General features: G+C 64.2%; 24 protein-coding genes and 2 tRNA genes. 18 read left to right on the forward strand and 8 right to left on the reverse strand.

From position 1 onward, the window contains the following. Positions 1-65: 65 nt before the first annotated feature. The 4 genes from E8Q40_RS10710 to E8Q40_RS10725 all read left to right on the forward strand — a co-directional run bounded on the left by E8Q40_RS10710 (position 66) and on the right by E8Q40_RS10725 (position 1,902). Positions 66-410 (forward strand): hypothetical protein, encoded by a 345-nt coding sequence (locus E8Q40_RS10710; protein ID WP_137044484.1) that lies wholly within the window; start codon positions 66-68, stop codon positions 408-410. 149 nt (positions 411-559) lie between these two features. Continuing rightward, entirely contained in the window at positions 560-793 is a 234-nt protein-coding gene (locus E8Q40_RS22420; protein ID WP_370455255.1) for a GCG_CRPN prefix-to-repeats domain-containing protein, read from the forward strand. Beyond that, positions 787-1,062 carry a cysteine rich repeat-containing protein gene (locus E8Q40_RS10720; protein WP_137044488.1) on the forward strand — a complete coding sequence of 92 codons (276 nt, stop codon included), beginning with the start codon at positions 787-789 and terminating at the stop codon, positions 1,060-1,062. Before E8Q40_RS22420 ends, E8Q40_RS10720 begins: the two co-directional genes overlap by 7 nt. Positions 1,063-1,068: 6 nt before the next feature. Further along, positions 1,069-1,902: a sterol desaturase family protein gene (locus tag E8Q40_RS10725; protein ID WP_137044489.1), complete on the forward strand. Its 834-nt coding sequence runs from the start codon at positions 1,069-1,071 to the stop codon at positions 1,900-1,902. A gap of 48 nt (positions 1,903-1,950) precedes the next feature. Here E8Q40_RS10725 and E8Q40_RS10730 read toward each other — a convergent pair. Together E8Q40_RS10730 and E8Q40_RS10735 are read right to left on the reverse strand one after the other, a co-directional pair. Then, positions 1,951-2,025 (reverse strand) — tRNA-Asn (locus tag E8Q40_RS10730). A gap of 91 nt (positions 2,026-2,116) precedes the next feature. Then, positions 2,117-2,190, reverse strand: a tRNA-Cys gene (locus E8Q40_RS10735). 187 nt (positions 2,191-2,377) lie between these two features. Between E8Q40_RS10735 and E8Q40_RS10740 the strand changes: the two genes are divergently transcribed. The 3 genes from E8Q40_RS10740 (at position 2,378) to E8Q40_RS10750 (ending at position 5,549) form a co-directional block, all read left to right on the forward strand. Then, entirely contained in the window at positions 2,378-3,037 is a 660-nt protein-coding gene (locus E8Q40_RS10740; RefSeq protein ID WP_137044491.1) for a protein-L-isoaspartate O-methyltransferase, read from the forward strand. A gap of 224 nt (positions 3,038-3,261) precedes the next feature. Continuing rightward, positions 3,262-4,674 carry a TolC family outer membrane protein gene (locus E8Q40_RS10745; protein WP_137044493.1) on the forward strand — a complete coding sequence of 471 codons (1,413 nt, stop codon included), beginning with the start codon at positions 3,262-3,264 and terminating at the stop codon, positions 4,672-4,674. Positions 4,675-4,871: 197 nt separating this feature from the next. Continuing rightward, the gene (locus tag E8Q40_RS10750) at positions 4,872-5,549 is read left to right on the forward strand and encodes a PopZ family protein (RefSeq protein ID WP_137044494.1); all 678 of its coding nucleotides are present in this window, start codon (positions 4,872-4,874) and stop codon (positions 5,547-5,549) included. An 8-nt stretch (positions 5,550-5,557) separates the two neighbouring features. On the opposite strand, the gene E8Q40_RS10755 is transcribed toward E8Q40_RS10750, so the two are convergent. Further along, positions 5,558-6,778: an MFS transporter gene (locus tag E8Q40_RS10755; RefSeq protein WP_137044496.1), complete on the reverse strand. Its 1,221-nt coding sequence runs from the start codon at positions 6,776-6,778 to the stop codon at positions 5,558-5,560. Between the two features lie 79 nt (positions 6,779-6,857). Between E8Q40_RS10755 and E8Q40_RS10760 the strand changes: the two genes are divergently transcribed. Next, positions 6,858-9,596 (forward strand): valine--tRNA ligase, encoded by a 2,739-nt coding sequence (locus E8Q40_RS10760; protein WP_137044498.1) that lies wholly within the window; start codon positions 6,858-6,860, stop codon positions 9,594-9,596. Positions 9,597-9,708: 112 nt separating this feature from the next. On the opposite strand, the gene E8Q40_RS10765 is transcribed toward E8Q40_RS10760, so the two are convergent. Then, positions 9,709-10,275: a DNA-3-methyladenine glycosylase gene (locus E8Q40_RS10765; RefSeq protein WP_137044500.1), complete on the reverse strand. Its 567-nt coding sequence runs from the start codon at positions 10,273-10,275 to the stop codon at positions 9,709-9,711. Between the two features lie 299 nt (positions 10,276-10,574). Between E8Q40_RS10765 and ilvD the strand changes: the two genes are divergently transcribed. The 4 genes from ilvD (at position 10,575) to E8Q40_RS10785 (ending at position 14,415) form a co-directional block, all read left to right on the forward strand. After that, positions 10,575-12,299: a dihydroxy-acid dehydratase gene (gene ilvD, locus E8Q40_RS10770; RefSeq protein ID WP_137044502.1), complete on the forward strand. Its 1,725-nt coding sequence runs from the start codon at positions 10,575-10,577 to the stop codon at positions 12,297-12,299. After that, positions 12,286-13,137 (forward strand): tetratricopeptide repeat protein, encoded by an 852-nt coding sequence (locus tag E8Q40_RS10775; protein WP_246663070.1) that lies wholly within the window; start codon positions 12,286-12,288, stop codon positions 13,135-13,137. The genes ilvD and E8Q40_RS10775 overlap by 14 nt, the downstream gene beginning before the upstream one ends. A gap of 104 nt (positions 13,138-13,241) precedes the next feature. Further along, positions 13,242-13,706, forward strand: coding sequence for an Rrf2 family transcriptional regulator (locus E8Q40_RS10780; protein ID WP_137044504.1), 465 nt, complete (start codon positions 13,242-13,244; stop codon positions 13,704-13,706). A gap of 22 nt (positions 13,707-13,728) precedes the next feature. Beyond that, complete coding sequence (locus tag E8Q40_RS10785; protein ID WP_370455242.1) at positions 13,729-14,415, forward strand: class I SAM-dependent methyltransferase; 687 nt, start codon at positions 13,729-13,731, stop codon at positions 14,413-14,415. Between the two features lie 6 nt (positions 14,416-14,421). Here E8Q40_RS10785 and xth read toward each other — a convergent pair whose 3' ends face one another. Further along, a complete protein-coding gene (gene xth / locus E8Q40_RS10790; protein ID WP_137044507.1) occupies positions 14,422-15,210 on the reverse strand; it encodes an exodeoxyribonuclease III in 789 nt (262 codons plus the stop codon). 247 nt (positions 15,211-15,457) lie between these two features. On the opposite strand from xth, the gene E8Q40_RS10795 reads away from it, so the two are divergent. The 5 genes from E8Q40_RS10795 (at position 15,458) to E8Q40_RS10815 (ending at position 22,370) form a co-directional block, all read left to right on the forward strand. Beyond that, positions 15,458-16,600, forward strand: a complete 1,143-nt coding sequence (locus E8Q40_RS10795) for an efflux RND transporter periplasmic adaptor subunit (RefSeq protein ID WP_246663071.1) — start codon at positions 15,458-15,460, stop codon at positions 16,598-16,600. An 84-nt stretch (positions 16,601-16,684) separates the two neighbouring features. Continuing rightward, positions 16,685-19,816, forward strand: a complete 3,132-nt coding sequence (locus E8Q40_RS10800) for an efflux RND transporter permease subunit (RefSeq protein WP_137044510.1) — start codon at positions 16,685-16,687, stop codon at positions 19,814-19,816. Between the two features lie 124 nt (positions 19,817-19,940). Next, entirely contained in the window at positions 19,941-20,861 is a 921-nt protein-coding gene (locus E8Q40_RS10805; RefSeq protein WP_137044512.1) for an SPFH domain-containing protein, read from the forward strand. Positions 20,862-20,869: 8 nt separating this feature from the next. Then, positions 20,870-21,310 carry an NfeD family protein gene (locus tag E8Q40_RS10810; RefSeq protein ID WP_137044514.1) on the forward strand — a complete coding sequence of 147 codons (441 nt, stop codon included), beginning with the start codon at positions 20,870-20,872 and terminating at the stop codon, positions 21,308-21,310. Between the two features lie 88 nt (positions 21,311-21,398). Continuing rightward, positions 21,399-22,370, forward strand: a complete 972-nt coding sequence (locus E8Q40_RS10815; protein ID WP_137044516.1) for a tripartite tricarboxylate transporter substrate binding protein — start codon at positions 21,399-21,401, stop codon at positions 22,368-22,370. 22 nt (positions 22,371-22,392) lie between these two features. On the opposite strand, the gene erpA is transcribed toward E8Q40_RS10815, so the two are convergent. Continuing rightward, complete coding sequence (erpA, locus tag E8Q40_RS10820) at positions 22,393-22,740, reverse strand: iron-sulfur cluster insertion protein ErpA (RefSeq protein WP_137044518.1); 348 nt, start codon at positions 22,738-22,740, stop codon at positions 22,393-22,395. 108 nt (positions 22,741-22,848) lie between these two features. Here erpA and E8Q40_RS10825 point away from each other — a divergent pair, with 108 nt between their 5' ends. Then, positions 22,849-24,057 (forward strand): deoxyguanosinetriphosphate triphosphohydrolase, encoded by a 1,209-nt coding sequence (locus tag E8Q40_RS10825; protein WP_137044519.1) that lies wholly within the window; start codon positions 22,849-22,851, stop codon positions 24,055-24,057. Positions 24,058-24,066: 9 nt separating this feature from the next. On the opposite strand, the gene E8Q40_RS10830 is transcribed toward E8Q40_RS10825, so the two are convergent. Then, a complete protein-coding gene (locus tag E8Q40_RS10830; protein ID WP_137044521.1) occupies positions 24,067-24,267 on the reverse strand; it encodes a hypothetical protein in 201 nt (66 codons plus the stop codon). A 102-nt stretch (positions 24,268-24,369) separates the two neighbouring features. Next, positions 24,370-25,782 (reverse strand): methyl-accepting chemotaxis protein, encoded by a 1,413-nt coding sequence (locus tag E8Q40_RS10835; RefSeq protein ID WP_168197801.1) that lies wholly within the window; start codon positions 25,780-25,782, stop codon positions 24,370-24,372. Positions 25,783-25,934: the final 152 nt, after the last annotated feature.

A 25,934-nucleotide genomic window follows, 5' to 3' on the forward strand; every position in this document is an offset into this window, starting at 1 on the left:
CGCGCAATGTCCTCTCCAGATGACGCGGCCGGGCGAACCGGCGGCCGATCGAAGGAGGACAAAAGATGAAGTTGATATTGGTTTCCGGGATCGTCGCGGCGACCTTGAGCGTCGCCGCGGTGACCGAGGCGAGCGCCTGGACCCGCAGCGGCAGCGTTACCACCGCGCGCGGCACCTACACCGGACATGCGTCCGGGTCTTGCGCCGGCGGCACCTGTACGCGGACCCGTTCCGTCACCGGACCGAACGGCAAGACCGTCACTCAATCGGGCAGTGCGACGCGCACTGGTCCGCATCGCTATCGCTACAGCCAGACGACCACCGGCCCCAATGGCGGCTCGGTGACGAGAAGCGGTCGTGTCGTGTCTTATCCGTACGGTCCCCACTACGGATATCGCATCGTTTACTGACCGTGACGGCGCGGCCGCTCCGGGTCCCCCAACCAAGCCGGCGCGGCCGCGCATTTCTCCATCACAGCAACGAAGGATGACGAACGATGCTCAAATCGCTTGTCCTCTCGGCGCCCGTCGCGGGTCTCCTGATGTCCGCCGCGAGCGCCATGCCAGTCACCTTGCCGGTTACGAAGCCGGTCGCATCTCAGTCCGATGTCATCACTGTCGCCGGCGGCTGCGGCGTTGGCTGGCATCGCGGGCCTTACGGCGTCTGCGTGCGTAATCGCGCGCCGTATTACTACGGGCCGTATGTTTATTACGTCCCGCCACCGCCTCCACCGCCGCGCCGCTGCTGGTGGGTCACTCGTCCCTATGGTCAAGAAAGGATCTGTACATGGTAAAACTTGCTCGTGATGTAACGCTCGCCAGCACTGCGGCTGCGGCTTTGACGATAGCGTTCGCGGCACTCGTGCCGCCGGCCGCGGCCCAGTCGATGCCTCCCGAAGCCCTGCGGCAGGCTTGCGGCGGCGATGTCCGCAAGCTTTGCGCCGGCGTCAAACCGGGCGAGGGACGCATCGTACAATGTCTCGCCGCCAAGCCCGATCAGGTTTCGCCGGCCTGCAAGAGCGCCCTTCAGCAGGCGCAGGCGGCGAAGTCGAGCGCGAAGTGAGCGGCGATGAATGCGCTCTCCGAACTGGGGCCGCATAGCAAACTGATCCTGCCGCTTCTCGCGGCAGGATTGATGCTCGTCGAGTATCTGTTTCACAAGGTCAATCATCTCGACCATCACGACGCGCGCGAGACGGCGGTGTCGCTGTTCATCGCCGTCGGCGGAAAGATGGTCGGCTTCATCACCGCCGGCGCGGTGTTGATCCCGGCGATGGCCGTCTATCAGCTTCGCTTGTTCGATATCAGGCTCGACAATGCCTGGGCCTGGATCGCGCTCTTTGTCGTGGTCGACTTCTGCTACTACGTGCATCACGTCGCCATGCACAAGGTGCGCTGGTTCTGGGCGACGCATTCGGTGCATCACTCGCCGACGCGGCTCAATCTGAGCGCGGCGGTGCGGCTAGGCTGGGGAGGGCACCTCACCGGCGGCTTCCTGTTCTATCTGCCGCCGATCGCGCTCGGTTTTTCGCCCGCGGCCGTGTTCGGCATGCTGGGCCTCGGGCTGCTCTACCAGTTCTTCCTGCACCTTGCCCGGGCGCCGCATCTCGGACCGCTCGAATGGGTGCTGAACACGCCGCGGCATCATCAGGTCCACCACGCCTCAAACGAGGGCTGCCTTGATCGGAATTTCGGTGGCGTGCTGATCGTGTTCGACCGGCTGTGCGGCACCTTCGCCGAGCCGCCCCGTCACGAACCTCTGCGCTATGGCCTGGTCCATGCCGCGCCGGGTGCGAATCCGGTCCGGGTGTTGTTCGGAGTTTGGGCCGATATGGTCGGACGGGTCCGTCGCGCCAAAGGCCTCAAGCCGCGCCTGCGCATCCTGTTCGGTGCGCCGGATTGACACGCCGCTTGAGCGGACGCGTCCAATGCGTTGATTTTATTGAAAAAGTGGCTCCCGAGGCTGGGATCGAACCAGCGACCATTCGATTAACAGTCGAATGCTCTACCGCTGAGCTACTCGGGAACAGGGCGTTTCCGCCTGACAGGGTGGGGCTATAACAAAGCCGCCCCGATTTGCAAGCCGGAACAACATTCATGACCGAAGGTCAGGTTGTTGGAGGCCTCGCCCGGAATCGAACCGGGGTGCAAGGATTTGCAGTCCTCTGCGTAACCACTCCGCCACGAGGCCATCCGGAAGCGCGTACCGGTGAGGGTGCGCGCCTCGAAGGTCCGAGCCTATACAGGACGATAACGCGGTCGACAACGCCCGTATGACGGTTCTGGTCGGCTTGCCTTTTGACCGACCTTGCCGCACAAAGCCGCTACTTCGGCCGGCGCGCTCATGTTGCGCGAATGGCCGTGCATCGAGGTTTGCGATGACCGATTTCGCCAGCGCGCGCCGTCACATGGTCGATGGCCAGATTCGTCCCGCCGATGTCACCGATCTGCGCATCACCACCGCGATGCTTGAGGTCCCACGGGAGACGTTCGTGCCCGCGCAGTCCAGGGCGCTGGCTTATCTTGATCTCGATCTGGGCCTTGGCGCTGCGGGCGCGGCGACGCGCTGCCTGATGAAGCCGATGGTGCTGGCCAAGCTCATCCAGGCGCTCGAAATCGAATCCACCGACAAGGTTCTGATCGTCGGCGCGGCCACCGGCTACTCTGCCGCGCTCATCGCCCGCATGGCCGGTGAGGTGGTCGCGCTGGAGCAGGACGAGGGGCTCGCCCGCATCGCGAAAGACGCCCTGTCCGGCGTTGCCAATGTGAAGGTCGTCACCGGACCGCTTGCGAACGGATATGCCGGCGCAGCGCCTTACGATGCCATTCTGGTCGAAGGCGCCGTCGAGACGCTTCCCGACGCCTTCCGCGCCCACCTCAAAGAAGGCGGTCGACTCGTTTGCGTGATGGGAGCCGCGCCCGCCGGTGCCGCCATGGTCTATCGCCGCAGCGGTGCAGAACTCGGTGGCCGGCCGTTCTTCGATGCCAGTGCCGCTCTGCTGCCCGGGTTCGCCAAGGCGGCCGAATTCGCCTTTTAATTCCAAGGCGCTACAGAAGCGTGGCGAAAATGCCCCAACCGTGCGGTAATCCGCCGGGACGAGATGGACCGGGGGTTTTCTCAGATTGTTGCAGTGCCTATTGTTCCTGCACTTGGCCGAAGGCGCTGGGACGAATCGTTGCGGCGACGGGCAAAGTAGGTTGAATCTGGCAAATATTACACCCTGAGTCGTGACGGGTGGGATCAAACAATTTGGGTCTGGGAATGCGCGGTCGTCTTTCGATTGGTTGGTCTGTAGGCGCGGCCCTGGCGGTGCTGCCGGCTATTGGCGCGCTGCCTGCGCTTGCCGATACGCTGGAAGCGGCGCTGACACAGACCTATGTCAACAACCCAACCCTCAACGCGCAGCGCGCGCTGGTGCGCGCCACCGACGAAAACGTGCCGCAGGCGCTGTCCGGCTACCGTCCGCGCGTGTCAATCACCGCGACCGCCGGCGAGCAATCCGCGAGCACGACGACGAAGTCGACCTCGACCAATCCGGCCACCTATTCGACTCTGAGCGGCTACAATTCGCCGGTCTCGGTCGGTGCCACGATTACGCAGACTTTGTTCAACGGCTTCCAGACCGCCAACCGCACGCGTCAGGCGGAAGCCCAGGTTCTGGCCGCGCGCGAAAATCTGCGAGCGACCGAGCAGAGCACACTGCTTAACGCTGCCACCGCCTACATGAATCTGTTGCGCGACACGGCGCTCCTCGACCTGCAGCGCCGCAACGTCGAAGTGCTGCAGGAGCAACTGCGGCAGACGCGCGATCGATTCAATGTCGGCGAAGTCACCCGTACCGACGTGGCGCAGTCGGAATCCAGTCTTGCCGCGGGCCGCTCGGCGGTGCTGACGGCCGAGTCGAACTACAAGACGTCGGTTGCCGTTTATCGTCAGGTGATCGGTGTCGATCCCGGCAAGTTGGCCGCGGCATCTCCCGTCGATCGCTACTCGCCGACGTCGCTCGCCACAGCGATTTCGACCGGCAGTGCGATTCACCCGTCGATCACCGCCGCGCAGTTCAACATCGACACCGCGCTGCAGGCGGTGAAGGTCGCCGAAGGCGCGCTGTACCCAACCGTCGGCTTGCAGGGCAACTTCACCAAGAACTATCTGTCGACCTCGACGCTGACGACGATGGAAGCCTACAACGCGTCGGTGCTCGGAACCTTGACCATCCCCGTTTATCAGGGCGGCTCGGAATACTCGCTCATTCGCCAGTCCAAGGAAACGCTCGGACAGCGTCGCATCGAGTTGGACACCGCGCGCGAGCAGGTGCGCCAGACCATTGTGCAGTCCTGGGGCCAGCTCGAAGCGGCGAAGGGCAATATCGAGGCGACGACGGCGCAGGTGCAGTCGTCGGAAATCGCGCTCAATGGCGTGCGCGAGGAAGCGCGCGTCGGTCAGCGCACCACGCTTGACGTTCTCAACGCCCAGCAGACGCTGGTGAACGCGCGCGCTTCGCTGGTAACGGCGCAGCGCGACCGCGTCGTGGCGTCGTATTCATTGCTGGCGGCGGTAGGCCGTTTGTCGGCCCAGGTGCTCGGCCTGCGCGCGCCCACCTATAATCCGAAGGTCCATTACGAGCAGGTGCGCGACAGCTGGGCCGGTGTGCGCACGCCGGACGGCCGCTGACGAACCTCGCGCCGAACGGAACATTGCGCCGCGAAGTGGCGTTCAGTCCACAGCTCATTGACCTGCCGGCCTTTTCCGGCTGCCGCCTGCGGCTCCCCTATCGTATAAACTAAGTTGTATGCCGATTCGCCGCCGCGTCTCGTGGCGGCACGGGGTGGCAGCGTGTCGTCTGTGGTGACGGCGTTCGGGGATAACGAATGAATCAACCGGCCAAGGCTCAAGAGCCTTCGATGGAGGAAATCCTCGCCTCCATCCGGCGCATCATTGCCGACGAAGACACCGGGAAGGCCAAGCCGGCCGCTGCGGCGCCACCGCCGCCGAGGCCCGAGCCCGTTCCGCCGCCGGTCGTGGCCAAGCCGGCACCGCCGCCGCCCGCGCCCCCACCGCCGCCGAAGCCGCCCGAGGTTACCAACAATCAGGCCGACATCGACGCGATGCTGGCGAGCGTGGATGTGGCGCCCGTTGTCGCCGCGCCGCCGCCGAAGCCGGTCGCACCGCCGGCTGCCGATGTCCTCGATCTGACGGAAGCAATGGCGGCGCCGGCTCCGTCGCCCGGCTTCCGCACCATCGACGCGGCCTCCGACATCGTGTTCGCCGAAGGCAACTCCGAGCCGCCCCCGGCGGCGCCTCGCATGCCGGCCTCGCCGCCGATGCTGGATCGAGGCCTGATGTCGAATGCGACGCAGGCGGCGGTCGATCACGCCTTCAGTTCGCTGGCCAATACCGTGCTCGGCAACAATGCCCGCACGCTGGAAGACCTGGTCAAGGAAATGCTGCGGCCGATGCTCAAGGGCTGGCTCGATGACAACCTGCCGGGCCTGGTCGAGCGCATCGTGCGCGCCGAGATCGAGCGCGTCTCGCGCGGCGGGCGCTAGTTTCTGCCTTACAGACCTTGCGCGGCGCGGCGCCTGAGGTGCCGCGAAATCCATAATCCAAGCCACAGCAGCAGCGCTGCCGCGACGACGAAAGCCGGCACTGCGGTGAAGCGGTCGTAGATCAGCGCGAACACCGCGACGCCTGCGGTCTGGCCGAGATACAGCGCGGACGAAAAGATCGCGACGGCCGTGCCGCGCGCCTGCGGCGCCATCTGCGTGGCGTTCATCTGCAGCGTGTTGTGCAGCATGTAGAAACCGAGGCCGATGCCGGCGGTGGCGAGCGGCGCGAGGCCGTAGAACGGCGTCAGCGCCAGCAGCAGGAACGAACCGCACAGCAGGAAACCGCCGGTCCGCGACAGGCCGATCTGGCCGAGCCGCGGCACCAGCGCGCGCACCGACAGGCTGTAGACAAGTCCGCCGATCGCGAAGGCGGCGACGAACAGCCCGACCAAAGTGAACGAGACATCGAAGCGGCTGTGCAGATAGGCGCCGACATAGGTCAGCGCGCCGAACATGGCGGCGCTTTCGACGAAGGCGGCGAAAATCACGCGTCGCGCCCAGGGCGAACTCAGAACGATCCAGTAGCCCTCGACGAAGCCGGGGCCGCCTTTGCCCGAACTACTATGTTCGCGCGTCAGCGGATTGCGGATCAGTTCGAACACCAGGCAGGCGGTCGATATGGCCAGCAGCGCGGCGAGGATGAAGAACACGTTGCGCCAGCCGAAATAGTCGCCGAGCACGCCGCTCGCCGCCTGGCCGAACATCTGGCCGAGGATCTGCCCGGACAGGAACGAGCCGAGCACCTGCTGGCGTCGCGCCACGGGAATGACATCCCCGATGAAGGCCAGCGACAACGGAATGATCCAGCCGGTGGCGACCCCACAGGCGAGCCGCGCCGCGACCAGAGCCGGCAGGCTGGTGGCGAGCCCGCAGGCCACCACCATCAGCGCTGCGAATCCGGCGGCCAAAGTCACGCACAGGTATTTACCGTAGCGGTCGCCGATCGGGCCGATGATGAGCTGCACCGAGCCGTGCGCCAGCAGGTACAAGGTCACGATCATGGAGGTAGCGCCGACCGTGGCGTCGAGATCGGCGGCGATCTGCGGCAGCAGCGAGTCGGTCGAGCGCACCATGGCCTGTGCCGCGAAGGACGCGGTGGCGAGCAGGACGATGGCGGTGGTGGCGCTGCCGGCCGATGGCGGGGCGGCAGGCGAAGGACGGTCGGTCAAAGTTGACACCCGGTGGCGTGGCAGGCTTTGTAGCCGCCCAATCGCACCGCACGAAACGAATTCCGACCCCTAAAAACGCATGATCGACAAGACTTATCAGCCGTCCGACGTCGAAGGCCGCATTTCCGCGGCGTGGGAAGAGGCGGGCGCCTTCAGGGCCGGCCGGCCCGAGCGCGCCGGCGCCGAGACCTACGCCATCGTCATCCCGCCGCCGAACGTGACCGGCTCGCTGCATATGGGCCACGCGCTCAACAACACGTTGCAGGACGTGCTGTGCCGATTCGAGCGCATGCGCGGCAAGGACGTGCTGTGGCAGCCGGGCACAGATCACGCCGGCATCGCGACGCAGATGGTGGTCGAGCGCCAGATGATGGAACGGCAGGAGCCGTCGCGCCGCGACATCGGCCGCGACAAGTTCCTCGAAAAAGTGTGGGCGTGGAAGGCTGAGAGCGGCGGCACCATCGTCAACCAGCTCAAGCGCCTCGGCGCCTCGTGCGACTGGTCGCGCGAGCGCTTCACCATGGACGAGGGCCTGTCCAAGGCCGTGCTCAAGGTGTTCGTCGAGCTTTATCGCGAAGGGCTGATCTACAAGGACAAGCGGCTGGTCAACTGGGACCCCAAGCTGCTCACCGCGATTTCCGATCTGGAAGTCGTGCCGGTCGAGACCAAGGGCTCGCTGTGGCATCTGCGCTATCCGCTCGAGGGCAAGACCTTCAACCCGGAAGACCCATCGACCTACATCGTCGTCGCGACGACGCGGCCCGAAACGATGCTGGGCGACTCCGGCGTCGCCGTGCATCCGGATGACGAGCGCTACAAGGCGCTGGTCGGCAAGAATGTCATCCTGCCGCTGGTCGGCCGCAAGATCCCGATTCTCGCCGACGAATATTCCGACCCTGAGAAAGGCTCGGGCGCGGTGAAGATCACGCCGGCGCACGACTTCAACGACTTCGAGGTCGGCAAGCGGCACAATCTGGCGCAGATCAATGTGCTGACGATTGAAGCGAAAATCACCTTTAGCGATGCGGCCTTCAACGAGGCGCGTGGCAATCCTGCATTCGCACAGACTGCTGAGCTTGAAGGCGTCGATCGTTTCGTCGCGCGCAAACAGATCGTCGCTCGTCTAGAAGAGGCGGGTTTGGTCGAGAAGATCGAGCCCCATGGATTGAGCGTGCCGCATGGCGACCGCTCGAACGTCGTCATCGAGCCGTTCCTGACCGACCAGTGGTACGTCAACGCAGCCGAACTGGCGAAGCCGGCCATCGCGGCGGTGCGTGACGGTCGCACCACCTTTGTGCCGAAGAACTGGGAAGCGACCTATTTCAACTGGATGGAAAACATCCAGCCCTGGTGTATCTCGCGCCAACTCTGGTGGGGCCACCAGATTCCGGCGTGGTACGGGCCGGACGGCAAGGTGTTCGTCGCCGAGGCCGAAGCCGAAGCGCAGGCCGAGGCCGACAAGCACTATGGCCAGAAGGCCGTGCTCAAGCGCGACGAAGACGTTCTCGACACGTGGTTCTCGTCCGCACTCTGGCCTTTCTCGACACTTGGCTGGCCGGACGAGACACGTGAACTCACGCGTTTCTATCCGACCAACACATTGGTCACCGGCTTCGACATCATCTTCTTCTGGGTCGCCCGCATGATGATGATGGGCATGCACTTCATGAAGGATGAGAAGGGCGCGCCGGAAATCCCGTTCAAGGATGTCTATATCCACCGCCTGGTGCGCGATGCCTCCGGCGCCAAGATGTCGAAGTCCAAGGGCAATGTGGTCGATCCGCTGGGGCTTATCGACGAGTTCGGCGCGGACGCGCTGCGCTTCACGCTGATGCGCGCCGTCGCGCCGTCGCACGACATTCGCCTCGGGCCGCAGGACGTCGAGAACAATCGCAACTTCGCGACCAAGCTGTGGAACGCGGCGCGGTTCGTGGAATTCAATGGCGCGGCGCGCGTCGCCGGCTTCGATCCGAAGAGCGCCAAGGAAGTGCTCAACCGCTGGATCGCGCACGAGACGCAGAAGGCGCTTGAAGAAGTCACAGCCGCGCTCGGCGAGTATAAATTCGCCGAAGCCGCCAACGCGGCCTATCGCTTCGTCTGGAATGTCTATTGCGACTGGTATGTCGAACTGTCGAAGCCGCTGCTGACCGGCGTCGACGGCCCGGCCAAGGACGAGACCCGCGCCATGGCCGCCTGGGCGCTCGATGAAATCATCAAGATGCTCCATCCGTTCATGCCCTTCATCACCGAAGAGCTGTGGCGGGTGACGGCGGAGCAGGGGCCGAAGCGCGAGACGCTCTTGGCGCTGGCGCCGTGGTCGAAGCTCGAGGGTCTCACCGACGACAAGGCCGAAGCCGAAATCGGCTGGGTGATCGACCTCATCACCGCGATCCGCTCGATCCGGGCCGAGATGAACATCAACGTCAACATCCCGCTGGTGCTGGCCGGCGTGCCAGCCGAGACGCAGGCGCGTGCCGAGCGTTGGGCCGAGTTCATCAAGCGGCTCGCCCGCGTGTCGGAAATCTCGGCGGCGGCGACGCCGCCGCAGGGCTCGGCGCAGCTCGTCGTGCGCGGCGATCTAGTCGCGCTGCCTTTGGTCGGCGTTATCGACATCGCCGCCGAGCGCGCGCGCCTCGCCAAGGAAATGAAGAAGGCCGAGGACGATATCGACCGCGTCGAGAAGAAGCTTGGCAATCCGAAGTTCGTCGAGCGCGCCGAACCGGAAGTGGTCGAGGAAGAACGGGCCAAGCGCGAGGAAGCGCTCGCCCGCAAGGCCAAGATCGCGGAGGCCATCGAGCGGCTCAAGGGCGCGGCGTAATCGCTAACCCAAGCCGTATTTTCCGTTCGCCCCCGCGAAAGCGGGGGCCCAGTTCTTTCCAGCGCGTTGAACAGGCTGGGTCCCCGCTTTCGCGGGGACGAACGGCTTTTGATTACCGGAACGGCTTGCTCAGGAATTTCGACCCCTTGAGCCCATAGCGCCACGGGTGCTCGACCGCCTTGGTGATGCCGATCCGTGGCCCGACCACAATCTCCGGTTCGGCCACCCGCGCCCGCAGTTCGAACGGCGCCTGGTCGAGCGGCAGGCCGTTGTGCTTGATCGTCACGCCGAGCGCCTCGCAGAGCTTGCCGGGACCCGAGCACAGGTCGCGCGGCTCGGGCAGCTTGCGCCGCCGGCGCATGGCGGCCAGCCCCTCGGTCGGTTCGATCGCCCGGATCAGGATGGCGCTGGCCGAGCCCTCCGCCTCGCAGACAAAGTTCAGGCACCAGTGGATGCCGTACGACCTGTAGACGTAAGCAAAGCCGGGCGGGCCGAACATCACGGCGTTGCGCGGCGTCTGACCGCGGTAGCTGTGCGCCGCCGGGTCGGTGTGGTGATAGGCCTCAACTTCCACGATTACGCCGCCGGCGCCGTTCACCATGAGGGTGGCGCCGATCAGTTCGGGCGCAACCTCATGCACGGAACGGTCGAAGAAGCGGCGGGTCAGGCGAGGGGGCATTCGTCTCTCATGCCGGCCGACGGCAGCAGTTTCTGTGTCCGGCCTGCAACACTTAAGGAACAATCAAGCTCCGGCGGCCAATGATGGCTCGCCACGCCGCGATTTGGCCATACCCTTCAATCACATCGAAGGCTTTCCAGGTTGCGGCGCAAACCGTTGCAGGAGTTCTGGATTTCGCGTTTGCCCGGTGCCCTTTTTTGGGACGCCGGGGCCGGAATCGGAGGCCTTCGCGAGTGTCGACAAAGCCGGCCGGGAATGAACTGGCGGCGCTGAAATGGGGCGGGGGCCCAAAAAGTACGATGGACGCCAAGACCAACATCAAATCGCGACTTCCCTCCAGGCATGTGACCGAAGGTCCGGCCCGGGCGCCGCATCGCTCGTACTATTACGCGATGGGTCTGACCAAGGAGCAGATCCACCAGCCGTTCGTCGGCGTGGCCTCCTGCTGGAACGAAGCCGCGCCCTGCAACATTTCGCTCATGCGCCAGGCCCAGGCCGCCAAGAAGGGCGTCGCCTCCGCCGGCGGTACGCCGCGCGAATTCTGCACCATCACCGTGACCGACGGCATCGCCATGGGCCATGCCGGGATGTACGCTTCACTTCCATCGCGCGACCTGATCGCCGACTCTGTCGAGCTGACCATGCGCGGCCATGGCTATGACGCGCTGATCGGCCTCGCGGGCTGCGACAAATCGCTGCCCGGCATGATGATGGCGATGGTGCGCATGAACGTGCCCTCGATCTTCATCTATGGCGGCTCGATCCTGCCCGGAACCTGGAAGGGCCAGCCGATCACCGTGCAGGACATGTTCGAGGCCGTCGGCAAGAACTCGGTCGGCGCACTGTCTGACGAAGACCTCGACGGAATGGAGCAGGTCGCCTGTCCGTCGGCGGGCGCCTGCGGCGCCCAGTTCACCGCCAACACCATGGCGACGGTGTCGGAAGCCATCGGCCTCGCGCTGCCTTACTCGGCCGGCGCGCCGGCGCCTTACGAGATGCGCGACAAGTTCTGCACCTTGGCCGGCGAAAAGATCATGGAACTGCTGCAGCTCAATCTGCGGCCGCGCGACATCGTCACGCGCAAGGCGCTGGAGAACGCTGCCGCGGTGGTCGCCGCCAGCGGTGGTTCGACCAATGCTGCGCTGCATCTGCCGGCCATCGCGCATGAATGCGGTATCGAATTCACGCTTTTTGATGTCGCCGAAATCTTCAAAAAGACACCATATATCGCGGATTTGAAACCGGGTGGCCGTTATGTCGCCAAAGACATGTTCGAAGTTGGCGGCATCCCGTTGTTGATGAAGACGCTTCTCGACAACGGTTACCTCCACGGCGACTGCATGACTGTGACCGGGCGTACCATTGCCGAGAACCTGAAGTCGGTGAAGTGGAATCCGAACCAGGACGTCGTGCGTCCGGCGGACAAGCCGATCACGGTCACCGGCGGCGTCGTCGGCCTCAAGGGCAACCTCGCTCCCGAAGGCGCGATCGTGAAGGTTGCCGGCATGAGCGAACTCAAGTTCACCGGCCCGGCGCGGTGCTTCGACGGCGAGGAAGCCTGCTTCGAGGCCGTCAAGAACAAGACCTACAAGGAAGGCGAAGTTCTCGTCATCCGCTACGAAGGTCCGCGTGGCGGCCCGGGTATGCGCGAGATGCTGTCGACCACAGCGGCGCTCTATGGCCAGGGCATGGGCGGCAAGGTGGCCCTGATCACCGATGGCCGTTTCTCCGGCGCGACGCGCGGTTTCTGCATCGGCCATGTCGGACCTGAAGCGGCGGTCGGCGGTCCGATCGCGCTGGTCAAGGACGGCGACATCATCACCATCGACGCCGTCAACGGCACCATCGATGTGAAGGTGTCGGACGACGAACTCGCCGTCCGCAAGAAAGACTGGAAGCCGCGCGAGACTCATTTCGGCTCCGGCTATCTCTGGAAATATGCGCAACAGGTCGGTCCGGCCGTCGATGGTGCCGTGACCCATCCAGGCGGGGCGGGGGAGAAGGAGTGCTATGCGGATAGCTGACGCAACTTTGCGTTTGGCAACGCTGGGCGCTGGCCTGATCCTCGCGGTGATGGCCCCTCTAGTCTTGGCCTGCCCCGCGCTCGCGCTCGACGGTAGCAAGTCCGACGACATCGTCGCGGGCGGCCCGCCGGCGTTGAAGTCGATGGACGAGGCTTTCCGCTCCGGCGCCAAGTGGCTCAAGAGCGGCGACAAGCAGAAGGCGGTGAACTCGCTCGAATATGCCGCCGAGCGCGGCCATGCGGCGGCGCAGTGGAAGCTCGGCCGTATGTATCAGGCGGGCGACGGCGTCGCGCAGGACGATCTCAAGGCTTTCGAGTATTTCCGTTCGATCGCCGCCAACCATGCCGACGATAATCCGAACGGTGCGCAGTCGCGCTTTGTTGCTTCGGCCTTCGTCGCGCTCGGCCACTATTATCTCGAGGGCATCCCGAACAAGATCAAGGCCGAGCCGGAGCGGGCGCGGCAGATGTTCGATTATGCCGCGTCGTATTTCCGCGACGCCGAGGCCCAGTATTATCTGGCGCGGCTCTACCTCAACGGCACCGGTGCACCGCACGATCCGCGCACCGCGGCGCGCTGGTTCGGCTTGGCTGCGCAAAAGGGCCAGTGCCAGGCGCAGGCCATGCTCGGGGCGATGCTGTTTGCCGGCGATCATGTGCCGCGGCAGGCGGCGCGTGGCCTGATGTGGCTGACGCTGGCGCGCGATGCCTGTCGGTCCGGCCCGGATGAAACCTGGGTCGCCCAGCTTTACGACGGCGCCTACCAGCAGTCGATCGAGGACGAGCGCGCACTGGCGCTGGTCTATCTCAAGCGCTGGATGGAAACGCGGCGCGAGTAGCTTGTCGCGGCGGCAAAGCGGCTTTTTCTAGAAAACGTCGAACCGGCTTGGCGCAACCCGCGCCGGTCTTGACGTCTGGCCAATCAAGCAATAAATGAAGTTACATGAAAAAGGACAGCCGTCTATCGGGCGTGCTTCACGTTCTGCTGCACATGGCGGAGCAGGACGGTCCGGCCACATCGGCGACGCTCGCCAAAGCCATGGACACCAATCCGGTGGTGGTGCGCCGCGTGATGTCGGGACTGCGCGAGCAGGGATATGTGCGAGCCGAGAAGGGCCATGGCGGCGGATGGACCCTGGCGCCGGGTTGGCAGGAGATCACGCTTCGTCAGGTCTATGACGCGCTCGGTGAGCCGTCGTTGCTGGCGATCGGTAATCGCGCCGAGACGCCGGGATGTCTGGTCGAAAAAGCAGTCAACGCGGCGCTCGGAAGTGCGTTTCGCGATGCCGAAGCGCTGCTGCTTAAGCGGCTCGGCGACGTGCGGCTCGGCACGCTTAGCGCGGATTTTCGTGCGCGCATGAAGTCGCGCGCTGGTCATTACGACATGGAGACAGCGCATGGCTCTTGACGCTATTGACGCAACAAATCCCATGCTGGCGTCGTTCTTCGACCCTGAGAAGGTTGCTCGCTACGCCGAGGGGCCGGTTCGCTTCGTGCCGGGCCTGGCGGATCTGCATCGCATGACATCGATCCTACTGGCGGAGCGCACGCCGAATGACGGTCGCGTTCTCGTGGTCGGTGCCGGCGGCGGGCTCGAACTGAAAGCATTGGCGGAAGCGAACCCTGGTTGGACGTTCGTTGGCGTCGATCCGGCTGCTGAAATGCTCAAGCTCGCCCGGCGAACCCTCGGCCCACTGGGTGAGCGCGTGACCCTGATCGAAGGCCTGATCGACGATGCACCGCAAGGGCCCTTCGATGCGGCCGTGTGTCTGCTGACGCTGCACTTTCTCGGCCGCGACGAGCGCATCCGCACCATCGGCGAAATTCATCGACGCCTGAAGCCGGCGGCGCCTTTTGTCGCGGCGCATTTCTCGTTTCCGCAAGGCGAACGGGATCGGGCGCTGTGGTTGTCGCGCTATGCGAACTTCGCGGTTGCTTCCGGACATGACGGCGCCGATGGCGATAAAATGCGTGCGGGGATCGAAGATGTGATCGCTCGCTTCCAGTGCCTTTTCAGCCCGGAAGAAGACGCGGCCATGCTGTCGGCCGGTGGCTTTACCGATGTGACGCCGTTCTATGCAGCGTTCACATGGCGCGGCTGGGTCTCCTATGCCTGAGCGAGTCTAGCGTTCGATATTCAGATCGGCCCACACCGGCACGTGATCCGACGGCTTGTCCCAGGAGCGCACGTGCTTGTCGATACCGGCATCGGTGAGCTTGTCGGCCGCCTGCGGTGACAACAGCAGGTGGTCGATGCGAATGCCCTCGTTCTTCTGCCAGGCGCCGGCCTGATAATCCCAGAAGCTGTAGACGCCGCTGTCGTCTGTCACAGCGCGGATCGCGTCGGTGAAGCCGAGATTGGTCAGCGCGCGAAAGCGCTCGCGCGTCTGCGGCAGGAAGAGCGCGTCGTTGACCCACACTTCGGGACGTTTGGCGTCGACCGGCTGCGGAATAACGTTGTAGTCACCGGCGAGCACCAGCGGCTCTTCCAGTTTGAGCCGGTCGGCTGCAAAGGCGTGGAGCCGGTCCATCCAGCGCAACTTGTAATCGTATTTGTCGCCGGGGGCGGGGTTGCCGTTCGGCAAGTACAGACTCACCACCCGGACCACGCCGGCTTTGGTGGAGACCAGCGCCTCCAGGAAACGGGCCTGGACGTCGGCCTCGTCGCCGATCAGGCCAGGTGCCACCTCGTCGAAGGGTAATTTGGATAACAGGGCGACGCCGTTGAATGTCTTCTGGCCGTGGACTGCGACATTGTAGCCGAGGGCTTCCAGCGGCTCGCGGGGGAAGGCATCGTCCTGGCACTTGATCTCCTGCAGGCAGACGATGTCGGGTGCCCGTTCCTTGAGCCAGGCCTGCAGGCTGTCGAGGCGCTGGCGGATGGAGTTCACGTTCCAGGTGGCAATACGCATCGGGCGGAAATCCGTCGGAAGCACATAAACAGAAAGTTACGCGCCAGAATCGGGCGAAACGGCGAAAGGTGCCCCTGTTTAGCAGAAACGGCGCAGGTAAGTGCAGTTTGGCCCGTTATATGCTAAGTATCGCGCTTATGTGACCGCCATTGCGGTCGACCGGTTGGCCGCCGGAAACCGCTAAAAGGAGCGTCTGGGTTAGGGGGCTACGGACCCAGACCGTCTGAAGACGATGAAAAGTCGAAAGTTGCTGCTTTTGGTTCTCGTGCTGGTTGCGGCCGGCACCGTTTATTTTGCTCGTGGCTATTTCACGGGCGAGTCGGGCCCCGTGCGCGCACAGCAAGGCGGCGGCGAACGGGTCGTGCCCGTCGAGGTTGCCAAGGCCGAGCAGAAGAAGGTTCCGGTCAATCTCGATGCTCTGGGAACCGTGACGCCCATCGCCAATGTCGCCCTGAAGGCGCGGCTGGAGACCACCATCACCGCCGTCCACTTCCGTGACGGAGCGCATGTCGACAAGGGCGATCTTCTCTTCACGCTCGACTGCCGCCAGATCGAAGCCGACATGAAGCGGGTGCAGGCTGTTATCGACGGCGCGCAAGCCTCGCTCGAACAGGCCCAGCGCGACGTGCAGCGCTATTCCGATCTCGTCGACCGCAATGCGACGCCTATCGTCACCCTCAACAACGCGCAAACCGCGGTGAACGTCTCCCGTGCCACGGCGGAGTCGAACCGCGCTCAGCTTGAAAATCTCAAGGTCCAGCTTGGCTACTGCTCGATCCGTGCGCCGATCGCCGGCCGCATCAGCATGGCCAATGTCAAGGTCGGCAACTTTGTGCGCCCCGCCGACACCGCGCCGATGGCGACCATCATCCAGACCGCGCCGATCTATGTGAGCTTCCCGGTGCCGCAGAAGAACCTGCCGGCGATCCGGCAAGCGATTGCCGCCGAAACGGCGACCGTTCAGGCCAACATCCCGGGCGATGCCAAGCGCGCCGATGGCGCGGTGACCATGATCGAGAATTCGGTCGACGCGTCCACCGGCACGGCCATGATCCGCGCCACCATGCCGAACCAGGATGAATTGTTGTGGCCCGGCACGCTCGTCAATGCGCGCATGACCTTGCGTGTCGAGGACGCGGTGACCGTACCGGCGAATGCCGTGTCTGTCAGCCAGACCGGCAATTTCGTTTTTGTCATCGAGGACGGCAAGGCGCGGGTGCAGCAGATCGTCGTCGAACGGCAGGTCGGCGACGAGTCGGTCATCGCATCAGGGCTCAAGGGCGGCGAGACAGTGGTGACCGACGGTCAGGCCTTTCTCGCCAATGGCACGCGGGTTCGGATACAGACCGGCGGCCGGCCGGCGCCGGCCGGCAAACCGGCGGGCACGTAAGCTTGCAAAAGACGAACCGGCGAGGCGGCGACGCGCCGGTCATGATGGGCGACGTTTCGGGCTGATAGGGGCAGGTCGAGGTCGATGAATATTTCAGAAGTCTGCATTCGCCGTCCGGTGCTGACGACGCTGTTGATGGCATCGATCATCGTGCTCGGCATCTTCGGCTATCGGCTGCTGCCGGTGGCGGCGTTGCCCGCGGTAGACTTCCCGACCATCCGTATCACCGCAACGCTGCCAGGCGCTTCGCCCGAAACCATGGCGGCATCGGTGGCCTCGCCGATCGAGCGCCAGTTATCGACCATCGCCGGCATCACGTCGCTGACCTCGTCGTCCTCGCTCGGCAACACCGAAATCACCGTCCAGTTCGACCTTGGCCGCAATATCGACGGCGCCTCGCTCGACGTGCAGACGGCACTGTCCATCGCGCAGCGGCGCCTGCCGGTCGAAATGACCACGCCGCCGTCGTTCCGAAAGGTCAATCCGGGCGACTTCCCGGTGATCTTCTTCTCGATGCGCTCGGCGACGATGCCGCTTTCGGAAATCAACGATTTCGCCGAAACGGTACTATCGCCTCAGCTCTCGCAATTGCCCGGCGTGGCGCAGGTCGCCGTCTATGGCGCGCAACGCTATGCTGTCCGCGTGCAAGTCGACCCGGTCGCGGCCGCGGCACGCAATGTCTCGCTCGATGAAATCCGCACCGTGGTCGCGCGCGCCAACTCGGCGGCGCCGGTCGGCAATCTCGACGGTAACAAACAGTCGCTGACCCTTGTCGCGACGTCATCGATGAAGCGCGCGGCCGATTATGCCGATGTCGTCGTGAAATACGTTAATGGCGCGCCGATCAAGCTCAGCGAAGTGGCGCGTGTCGTCGATAGCGTCGAGAACGACAAGATTGCCACCTGGTTCAATGACGACCGCGCCATCGTGCTGGCCGTCCAGCGCCAGCCCGACGCCAATACGGTCGAGGTGGTGGACGCCGCGGTCAATCTCATCCCGCGCATGCGCGCGCAGATACCGGCGGCCATCGAGCTGCGGCCGCTGTTCGACCGTTCGATCTCGATCCGCGACGCCGTGCACGACGTGAAGGAGACTTTGGCGATCGCCGTGGTGCTGGTCATCATGGTGATCTTCCTGTTCCTGCGGAAGGTGTCGGCGACCGTGATCCCGTCGCTGGCGGTGCCGATGTCGCTGGTCGGCACGTTCGCCGCGATGTACATGTTCGGCTTCTCGATCAACAACATGACGCTGCTGGCGCTAACGCTGTCGGTCGGCTTCGTCGTCGACGACGCCATCGTCATGCTCGAGAACATCGTGCGCCATATCGAGGGCGGCATGCGGCCGTTCGAGGCGGCGCTGAAAGGCGCGCGCGAGATCGGCTTCACCATCGTATCGATCACGTTCTCGCTGATCGCGGTGTTCATCCCCGTGCTGCTGATGGGCGGCATGGTCGGCCGGGTGTTCCGCGAGTTCGCCGTCACGGTGGCCGTCGCCATCGTCGTGTCGGGCTTCGTGTCGCTGACGCTGACGCCGATGCTGTGCGCCCGCGTGCTCAGGGGACATCATCCGGGCGAAGAGGAGAAGCAGAACTTCGTCCTGCGCGGCTTCGAGTGGGCGTTCGAGCGGGTCCTCGGCGCCTACGAACGGACGCTCGACCGCGTGCTCGCCTACAAGGCGGTGATGCTCGGCGTGACGTTTCTGACGCTTATCGGCACGGTCTGGCTCTATGCCATCGCGCCCAAGGGTTTCTTCCCGACCGAGGACACCGGCTTCCTGACCGGCATCACCGAGGCCAAGACCGATATCTCGTATGCCGCCATGGTCGAGCACCAGCGCAAGCTGGCCGATATCGTGCGCGCCGATCCGGCGGTGGCCTATGTGAACTCGACCGTCGGCATTGGCGGCCCGAATTCGCTCGTCAATAACGGGCGCATGCTGGTGGCGCTCAAGCCCAAGTCGGAGCGCGGAGAATTGCGTCCCGTGATCGACCGGCTGCGGCGTACCGCCAACGCCGTGCCGGGCATCCGGATCTTCTTCCAGCCGATTCAGAACATCAATCTCGGCGGCCGGCCGTCGAAGAGTCAGTATCAATATACGATGCAGTCGAACGACACCGACGCGCTGTATCGGCTGGCGCCGGACATGCGCGACAAGATCGCCGAACTGCCCGGCCTGCTCGACGTGACGACCGATCTCTACATCAAGAACCCGCAAGTGTCGGTCGAGGTCGACCGGCAGAAGGCCGCCGTGTATGGTGTCACCATCGATCAGGTGCGTCAGGAGCTTTACAACGCTTTCGGCACGCGCCAGGTCGCGACCATCTATACGCCGTCGAACGACTATCAGGTGATCCTGCAGGCGTTGCCGGAGGTCCAGAAGCTAGGCCCCGATGCGCTCAACAACATCTACCTGAAGACCGCGAGCGGCACTTCGATCCCGCTGTCGGCGGTGACGCGTTTCGAGCGCACCGTCGGCCCGCTGCAGGTCAACCACCAGGGCCAGCAGCCATCGGTGACGATCTCCTTCAACCTTGCGCCCGGCACCTCACTCGGCCAGGCGACCGACGCCATCCGCAAGCTGGAGCGCGACGAGCGGCTGCCGGCGAGCATCACCGCGACGTTCCAGGGTACTACGCAGGTGTTCGAGGAGGCGCAGAAGGGGCAGGGCATCCTGATCCTCGCTGCCATCTTCGCCGCTTATATCGTGCTTGGCATTCTCTACGAGAGCTTCATCCACCCGATCACGATCATCTCCGGCCTGCCGTCGGCCGGCATCGGCGCCATCCTGACGCTGATGTTGTTCAAGATGGATCTGTCGGTGATCGCCATGATCGGCATCGTCATGCTGGTCGGTATCGTCAAGAAGAACGCGATCATGATGATCGACTTCGCGCTCGAGCGCCGCCGCATCGGCCTGTCGGCGGAGGCGGCGATCCGTGAGGCGGCGCTGCTGCGATTCCGCCCGATCATGATGACGACCTTCGCGGCGATCTTCGGCACCTTGCCGATCGCGCTCGGAGCCGGCGCCGGCGCCGAACTGCGCCAGCCGCTCGGCATCGCCGTGGTCGGCGGCCTCTGCGTGTCGCAGTTGCTGACGCTGTACATCACGCCGGTGGTCTATCTCTATCTCGATCGCTTCGACCGCATGCTCAAGCGCCGCCTCGAGCCGCAGCTCGAGGAGGTCAAGGACGCCCCGGCGCAGGTGGCGGCCGAATAGGGCGCTTTAAAGCCGAGTAATGGAGTTTTTAACCTGGAATGGCCGGGCAGCCAGTCCGGCCATTGCCCTGTCATGTTTGATGCTATGATGCCGGCCGCGTCGACAGGCCGAACGGGGAGGCAACATGGAATCGCTGGTATTTCTGATCGCACTGGTGGTGCTGGTGCTGGCGGTGGTTGCCGCCGGTGTGAAGACGGTGCCGCAGGGCTTTCAATGGACCGTGGAGCGCTTCGGCCGCTATCGCACGACGCTGATGCCGGGCCTCAACCTGATCGTGCCCTTCATCGACAGGATCGGCCACAAGATCAACGTGCAGGAAACGGTGCTCGAGATTCCGAGCCAGTCGGTGATCACCAAGGACAACGCCTCGGTGACGGTGGACGGCATCGTGTTCTTTCAGGTCCTGCAGGCGGCGAGAGCTGCCTATGAAGTGCAGAATCTGCAGGGGGCGGTCGCCAATATGGCGCTCACCAATATCCGCACCGCGATCGGCGCGCTCGATCTCGACGAGACCCTGTCCAAGCGCGACGAAATCAACGACCGATTGCTTCAAGTGCTCGATGCCGCCACGCAGCCGTGGGGAGTCAAGATCACCCGCGTCGAACTGAAAGACATCAGCCCGCCGGACAACGTCGTGGCCTCGATGGCGATGCAGCTCACCGCCGAGCGCGAACGCCGCGCGGCCATCCTGACCGCCGAGGGCATCAAGCAGGCCGCGATTCTGAAAGCGGAAGGCGAGAAGCAGTCGCAGATTCTGGCGGCAGAAGGCCGCCTTGCGGCCGCTAACCGCGACGCCGAAGCGCGCGAGCGTCTCGCTACCGCCGAGGCGGAGGCGACGCGCGCCGTCTCCAAGGCGGTCGAGGATGGCAATGTGCAGGCGCTCAATTATTTCGTGGCACAGAAATATGTCGAAGCGCTTAGCCAGATTGGCCAGGCGCCGAATGCCAAATTACTGCTGATGCCAATGGAGATGTCCGGCGTGGTCAGCGCGGTTGCCGGTATCGCCGAGTTGACCAAGAACGCCAAGCTCGGTGACGCCAAGTGACCGGAGCCATGCCGATCTGGACATCGCCGTGGGTCTGGGCAGTGGCGGCCGTCGTCGTCGCGTTTCTCGAACTGGCGGTGCCAGGCAATTATCTCATCTGGATCGCCTGTGCCGCCGCGTTCACGGCTCTTGTCGGCTTCGTATTCGACTGGTCGTTGAATTCGCAACTGACTTTCTTCGCGGTGGCCTGCATCGCGTCCTGCGTCGCGGGCTATTTTGTCTATCGCCGGCTGGCGTTGAGTGGTGCCGATGCCGAGCCGATGAACCGGCGCGATCTTGAGCTGGTCGGTCAGCCGGCCACGGCCAGCGAAGCTTTTGTCAACGGCCGCGGCCATGTCCGGCTCAACGACACGATTTGGCTGGCCGAAGGCAACGAGGATTTCGCCGCCGGTACGGCGCTGACGATTACGGCGGTGCATGGAACGAGTCTGGTCGTTGTCAGAAAGTAAGCCGCGCACAAAAGTGCAGGGCAGGCGACTGTATACAATGGCATAGGCCTTGCTTTGGTAGCTCTGGTCCAATCGACTGGAGAATGCCATGCGCCGCGTTGCCGCTTTCGTCGCCTTGTTGCTTGCGATGTCGCTCAATATTCCGCCGTCGGTCCAGGCGGCGGACTGGCCGACGCGGCCCGTGCGGGTCGTCGTTCCGTTCGGCGCTGGGAGCGCCACCGACGTTATTCCGCGTATCGTGTTTGACCAGGTCGGCAGGGAAATCGGGCAGCAGATCATCGTTGAAAACCGCGGCGGTGCCGGCGGCACCATCGGCGAAGCCGCCGTCGCCGCCGCGGAACCGGACGGCTATACGTTCCTGACGACATCGTCGGCGCACACCATCGCGCCGGCACTCTACTCCAAGCTCAGTTATTCGGTGGCGGACGACTTTGCGACGGTGGCAGCGGTCGGCAGCGTCCCGAACGTGTTGATTATTGCGCCGTCGCGCGGCATCAAGACCATTCAGGACTTCGTCAAGGAAGCAAAGGCCAATCCCGGCAAGCTCACTTTCGCTTCGCTCGGCATCGGATCGGCGGTGCATATGAGCGCCGAACGCTTCCGCTTTAGTGCCGGCTACGATGCTCTGCACGTGCCGTTCAAGGGCGGGGCCGAAGCGCTGAACGAGGTGATCGCCGGCCGCGTCGACTATTATTTCTGCCCCATCGCCACCGCGCTGCCGCACATCAAGGCAGGCAAGTTGCTGGCGCTGGCGGTGTCGAGCCCGACGCGCGCGCCGCAACTGCCCGACGTGCCGACGACGTTGGAAGCCGGTTTCCCGAACAGCGATTACACGTTCTGGATCGGCACCTTTGCGCCGGCCAAGACCGACAAGGCGATCGCCGATAAATTCGGAGCCGCGATCGCCAAGGCGCTATCCTCGCCCGAAGTGAGGGCGAAGCTTGAGGCGATCGGTGCCCAACCGGCGTCGATCTCGCGCGAGGCGTTCGACAAGCAGGTCAAGACCGAACTCGGCACCTATGCCGAGTTCGCCAAGAAAACAGGGATGAAGATCAACTAGAGCCTTGGCAGCTTTGATGGAATCAAAGCGCGAAGCTGGTGCCGCAGCCGCAGGCCGCGGTGGCGTTCGGGTTCTTGACCTTGAACGAGGCGCCGATCAGGTCATCGACGAAGTCGATCTCGGACCCGGCCATGTAGTTCACCGACACCTGGTCGATGAGCACGGTGGCGCCGTCGCGGCTGATGACGAGGTCGTCGTCGGCGCACTCGCGATCCATATCGAACTTGTATTGGAAGCCCGAGCAGCCGCCGCCTTCGACCGAGACGCGCAGCATGGTGCCGACGGGCTCGCCTTTGAGGATTTCGCCGATCCGCCGGGCGGCGCGTTCGCTGACCGTAACCGGGGTGGCGCTATCGGTGACCGCGTCCATTTCAGTTCCCAAATCGGTTCCTCTATGGCGTTGCCATAGGCTGTCACCGATAGTTAAGTGCGCCGGACCGCCCCGTCAATGCGGCCCCGATTCGCCGGAAAACGCCACATGGCCATCGATAGCGGCCGCCCCCGCGCCATTTACGCCGCCGATCCGCGCCAAAGCCGCGGCCGGCTGGTGGCCGAGCCGGCAAGCCCGACCCGCAACGATTTCCGCCGCGACTGCGACCGCATCATCCACTCGGCGGCGTTCCGGCGCCTTGCTTACAAAACGCAGGTTTTCATCTTCCACGAAGGCGATCACTACCGCACGCGGCTCACCCACACGTTGGAAGTGGCGCAGATCGCCCGCTCGCTGGCGCGGGCCTTGGGCTGTGACGAAGATCTGGCGGAGGTGGTGGCGCTGAGCCACGACCTCGGCCACACGCCGTTCGGTCATGCCGGCGAACGCGCGCTCGACCGCATTCTGCGCCATGCCGGCGGCTTCGATCACAATGCGCAGGCGCTGCGGATCGTCACCGATCTGGAGCGCCGCTATGCCGACTTCGACGGCCTCAACCTGACCTGGGAAACGCTCGAGGGTCTGGTCAAGCACAACGGCGCACTGCTGGCGCGCGATGGCGCGCCGACGGTGCGCTATGCCGAGCACGGCGTGCCGAAACCGATCCTGGCCTATAACAGGCGGCACGACCTCGAACTGTGGTCGCAGGCTTCCGCCGAGGCGCAGATCGCGGCGGTCGCCGATGACATCGCTTACGACGCCCACGACATCGACGACGGTCTGCGCGCCGACCTGTTCACCCTGGGCGATCTATCGAGCGTGCCGTTCCTTGGCGGCATCGTGCGCGAGATCGAGGACCGTTATCGCAGCCTCGATCCGGCGCGCCGCGTCCATGAGGTGACGCGCCGCGTCATCACGCGGATGATCGAGGACGTGATCGCCGAGAGCGAGCGCCGCATTGCCGAGCTTGCCCCGCACAGCGTGTCCGATATCCGCAACGCACCGGGAGCGGTGGTCGGATTCTCGGCGGCGATGACGGCGGTCGACGAAGCGATCAAGGGCTTCCTCTATCCGCGCATGTATCGCCACCATCGGGTCATGCGGGTGATGCACGACGCCGAAGGCGTGGTCGCCGACCTGTTCCTGCACTTCAGCGCCACACCAAGCGACTTGCCCGAGGAGTGGTGCGTGGGTTTTGCCGGGCTCGACGATACGAGCAGGGAACGGCGCATCGCCGACTATATCGCCGGCATGACCGATCGCTACGCGCTCGCCGAGCACACGCGCTTCTTCGGGACGACGCCTGAACTGCGCTGACGCGCCGTCTCAGCGCGAGAACGCGTCGCGCATCCTGACCGCGACCGCAAGCGCGATCGGGATTGCGGCGAGATAACCAGCGATGGCAACCATCGGGATGAGTTGTCGGTCGTGGGCGGCGAGGGCCGGGACGCTGAGAACGGCGATAACGGCACTGCCGGCGAACATGGTGCCGATAATGACCCACACAGGCGCTGCGATTTTGAGCATGGCTATTCTCCTGAATGCGATGACATTCAGGAACGAGAATGCGAATCGAGCCTTGATTTGGCGCAATACCGCCGATCAATACCGGCACGGTATCGATGTTTATTATACCTTGAAGCCGATGCGGAAGCCGCCCCAGTGACGGCCGTTGACCGTGATCGGTGCCGATACGTCCTTCATCAGCACGAACTCGCCGCCGCCCATGTCGCGCCGATAGGTCTGCAGCAGGAACGAGCGCTTGCTGCGGCCTGCGGACAATCCGGTGCGGTCGTTAAACATGCGGCGGTTGCGGCAGTTGGCGGCGTTCCACGCCGGATCGTCGCCCTGCGGCTGCGAGTATTTGAGATTATGCGTCGGCAGGAAGCCGTTGCGGTCGATCGCCGCGCAAAACACGATACGCGGATCGGCCTGAAGCAGCGGCTCCTGAAATTCGGGCAGTGTTTTATCGGTGAAGGCGACGAATTTCGACATCATCTGCTGCGGATCGGTGCCCGGGATCGGCACGTAACGCTCGTCGAACAGCGCGTCCATCGTGATCGCGCCCTTGGCCACGGCGCGCTCGAACGCGGATGCAATTTGCGCCGCCGTCTTCTGGCACAAGGTGACGATGGGCGTATCGGGTGTCTTGATGCCGCTCTCGGCGATGAACAGCAGGAAGTCTTCGCTGATGGTCAGGATCGAGTCGGTGCGCGCCTTGGCCTGTGTCAGCTTGTCGGAGCCGGCTTCGACCGCACCGACCAGGCCGGTGAGTTCATTCGTAAGGCTGTCGAAGCATTCGTTGTTGCTGTCGACCTGCGCCGCCATGGTGCCGATCTCGTGCGTCATGCCTTGCACGGTTTCGACGAGCGCTTCCAGTTCAGTGATCGAGGCCTGCGCGCCTTTCGATTCCGCCTTGGCGGCGATGGCGGTCTGGGTGTTGACGTCGGCGCGGTTCACCAGTTCGGCAAGGGTGACGGTCAGCGTCTCGAGATGAGACTGAGCGTCCTTGGTCGATTGACGCGATTGTTCGGCGAGCCGTTTCACCGCGCCGGCGATCACGGCAAAGCCGGCGCCCGCGGTGCCGGCATGGGCGGCCTCGATGGTGGCGTTGAGTGCCAGAAGTTCGGTCTCATCGGCAATGCGGCGCACCGCGGCGCTGGTTTCCTGAACGCGCTGAATGGTGGCCGACACCTTCTCGATCGCTTCTTTCAAAGCGATGGCGCCGTCGCCGAGCGCCTCGATCTTCTCGATGGAATTGGTCAGCGCGGTCGAAACGTGGCTCGAGCTTTCGCGCAGGGTTTCTTCGGCGGCGTCGGCCGAGGCGCGGGCGGCGCTCATGGCCGAGGACAGCACGGCATTGGTCTCGGCCATTTGCCGGGCCGCGGCCATGGCGCCCTGGGCGCGCTCCGTCTGCGTCTTGCCGAGGGCGGTGAGGTCGCCGATCAGACCGGCGGCGTCGGCGATCTCGACGCTCAGACGCCCGGCGCGGTCGCCGATATCCGAAAACGACGACGCGCGGCTATCCCTCCGCAGGGGCATTCGCAAGATTCGTGCGGCCATGCGTCTCGCCCGGTTTTCTTAAGCTTTATCGAGACGGACCGTACCGGAATGCGGTTAATTCGAAATTACTCGCGGCGCGTTAGTGCCTATGAAGGACAACTCCTTCCATGTGCCGATGGAAACGCGCCTGA

The organism is Pseudolabrys sp. FHR47, assembly GCF_005153485.1.
In the GTDB taxonomy this organism is placed as follows: Bacteria; Pseudomonadota; Alphaproteobacteria; order Rhizobiales; family Xanthobacteraceae; genus Pseudolabrys.

What these genes read in the sequence shown, in the direction of transcription:
- E8Q40_RS10710 (WP_137044484.1), top strand. Translation starts at nt 66, where the DNA reads ATGAAGTTGATATTGGTTTCCGGGATCGTCGCGGCGACCTTGAGCGTC.
- E8Q40_RS22420 (WP_370455255.1), top strand. Translation starts at nt 560, where the DNA reads ATGCCAGTCACCTTGCCGGTTACGAAGCCGGTCGCATCTCAGTCCGAT.
- E8Q40_RS10720 (WP_137044488.1), top strand. Translation starts at nt 787, where the DNA reads ATGGTAAAACTTGCTCGTGATGTAACGCTCGCCAGCACTGCGGCTGCG.
- E8Q40_RS10725 (WP_137044489.1), top strand. Translation starts at nt 1,069, where the DNA reads ATGAATGCGCTCTCCGAACTGGGGCCGCATAGCAAACTGATCCTGCCG.
- E8Q40_RS10740 (WP_137044491.1), top strand. Translation starts at nt 2,378, where the DNA reads ATGACCGATTTCGCCAGCGCGCGCCGTCACATGGTCGATGGCCAGATT.
- E8Q40_RS10745 (WP_137044493.1), top strand. Translation starts at nt 3,262, where the DNA reads ATGCGCGGTCGTCTTTCGATTGGTTGGTCTGTAGGCGCGGCCCTGGCG.
- E8Q40_RS10750 (WP_137044494.1), top strand. Translation starts at nt 4,872, where the DNA reads ATGAATCAACCGGCCAAGGCTCAAGAGCCTTCGATGGAGGAAATCCTC.
- E8Q40_RS10760 (WP_137044498.1), top strand. Translation starts at nt 6,858, where the DNA reads ATGATCGACAAGACTTATCAGCCGTCCGACGTCGAAGGCCGCATTTCC.
- E8Q40_RS10765 (WP_137044500.1), bottom strand. Translation starts at nt 10,275, where the DNA reads ATGCCCCCTCGCCTGACCCGCCGCTTCTTCGACCGTTCCGTGCATGAG.
- ilvD (WP_137044502.1), top strand. Translation starts at nt 10,575, where the DNA reads ATGGACGCCAAGACCAACATCAAATCGCGACTTCCCTCCAGGCATGTG.
- E8Q40_RS10775 (WP_246663070.1), top strand. Translation starts at nt 12,286, where the DNA reads ATGCGGATAGCTGACGCAACTTTGCGTTTGGCAACGCTGGGCGCTGGC.
- E8Q40_RS10780 (WP_137044504.1), top strand. Translation starts at nt 13,242, where the DNA reads ATGAAAAAGGACAGCCGTCTATCGGGCGTGCTTCACGTTCTGCTGCAC.
- E8Q40_RS10785 (WP_370455242.1), top strand. Translation starts at nt 13,729, where the DNA reads ATGCTGGCGTCGTTCTTCGACCCTGAGAAGGTTGCTCGCTACGCCGAG.
- xth (WP_137044507.1), bottom strand. Translation starts at nt 15,210, where the DNA reads ATGCGTATTGCCACCTGGAACGTGAACTCCATCCGCCAGCGCCTCGAC.
- E8Q40_RS10800 (WP_137044510.1), top strand. Translation starts at nt 16,685, where the DNA reads ATGAATATTTCAGAAGTCTGCATTCGCCGTCCGGTGCTGACGACGCTG.
- E8Q40_RS10805 (WP_137044512.1), top strand. Translation starts at nt 19,941, where the DNA reads ATGGAATCGCTGGTATTTCTGATCGCACTGGTGGTGCTGGTGCTGGCG.
- E8Q40_RS10810 (WP_137044514.1), top strand. Translation starts at nt 20,870, where the DNA reads ATGCCGATCTGGACATCGCCGTGGGTCTGGGCAGTGGCGGCCGTCGTC.
- E8Q40_RS10815 (WP_137044516.1), top strand. Translation starts at nt 21,399, where the DNA reads ATGCGCCGCGTTGCCGCTTTCGTCGCCTTGTTGCTTGCGATGTCGCTC.
- erpA (WP_137044518.1), bottom strand. Translation starts at nt 22,740, where the DNA reads ATGGACGCGGTCACCGATAGCGCCACCCCGGTTACGGTCAGCGAACGC.
- E8Q40_RS10825 (WP_137044519.1), top strand. Translation starts at nt 22,849, where the DNA reads ATGGCCATCGATAGCGGCCGCCCCCGCGCCATTTACGCCGCCGATCCG.
- E8Q40_RS10830 (WP_137044521.1), bottom strand. Translation starts at nt 24,267, where the DNA reads ATGCTCAAAATCGCAGCGCCTGTGTGGGTCATTATCGGCACCATGTTC.
- E8Q40_RS10835 (WP_168197801.1), bottom strand. Translation starts at nt 25,782, where the DNA reads ATGCCCCTGCGGAGGGATAGCCGCGCGTCGTCGTTTTCGGATATCGGC.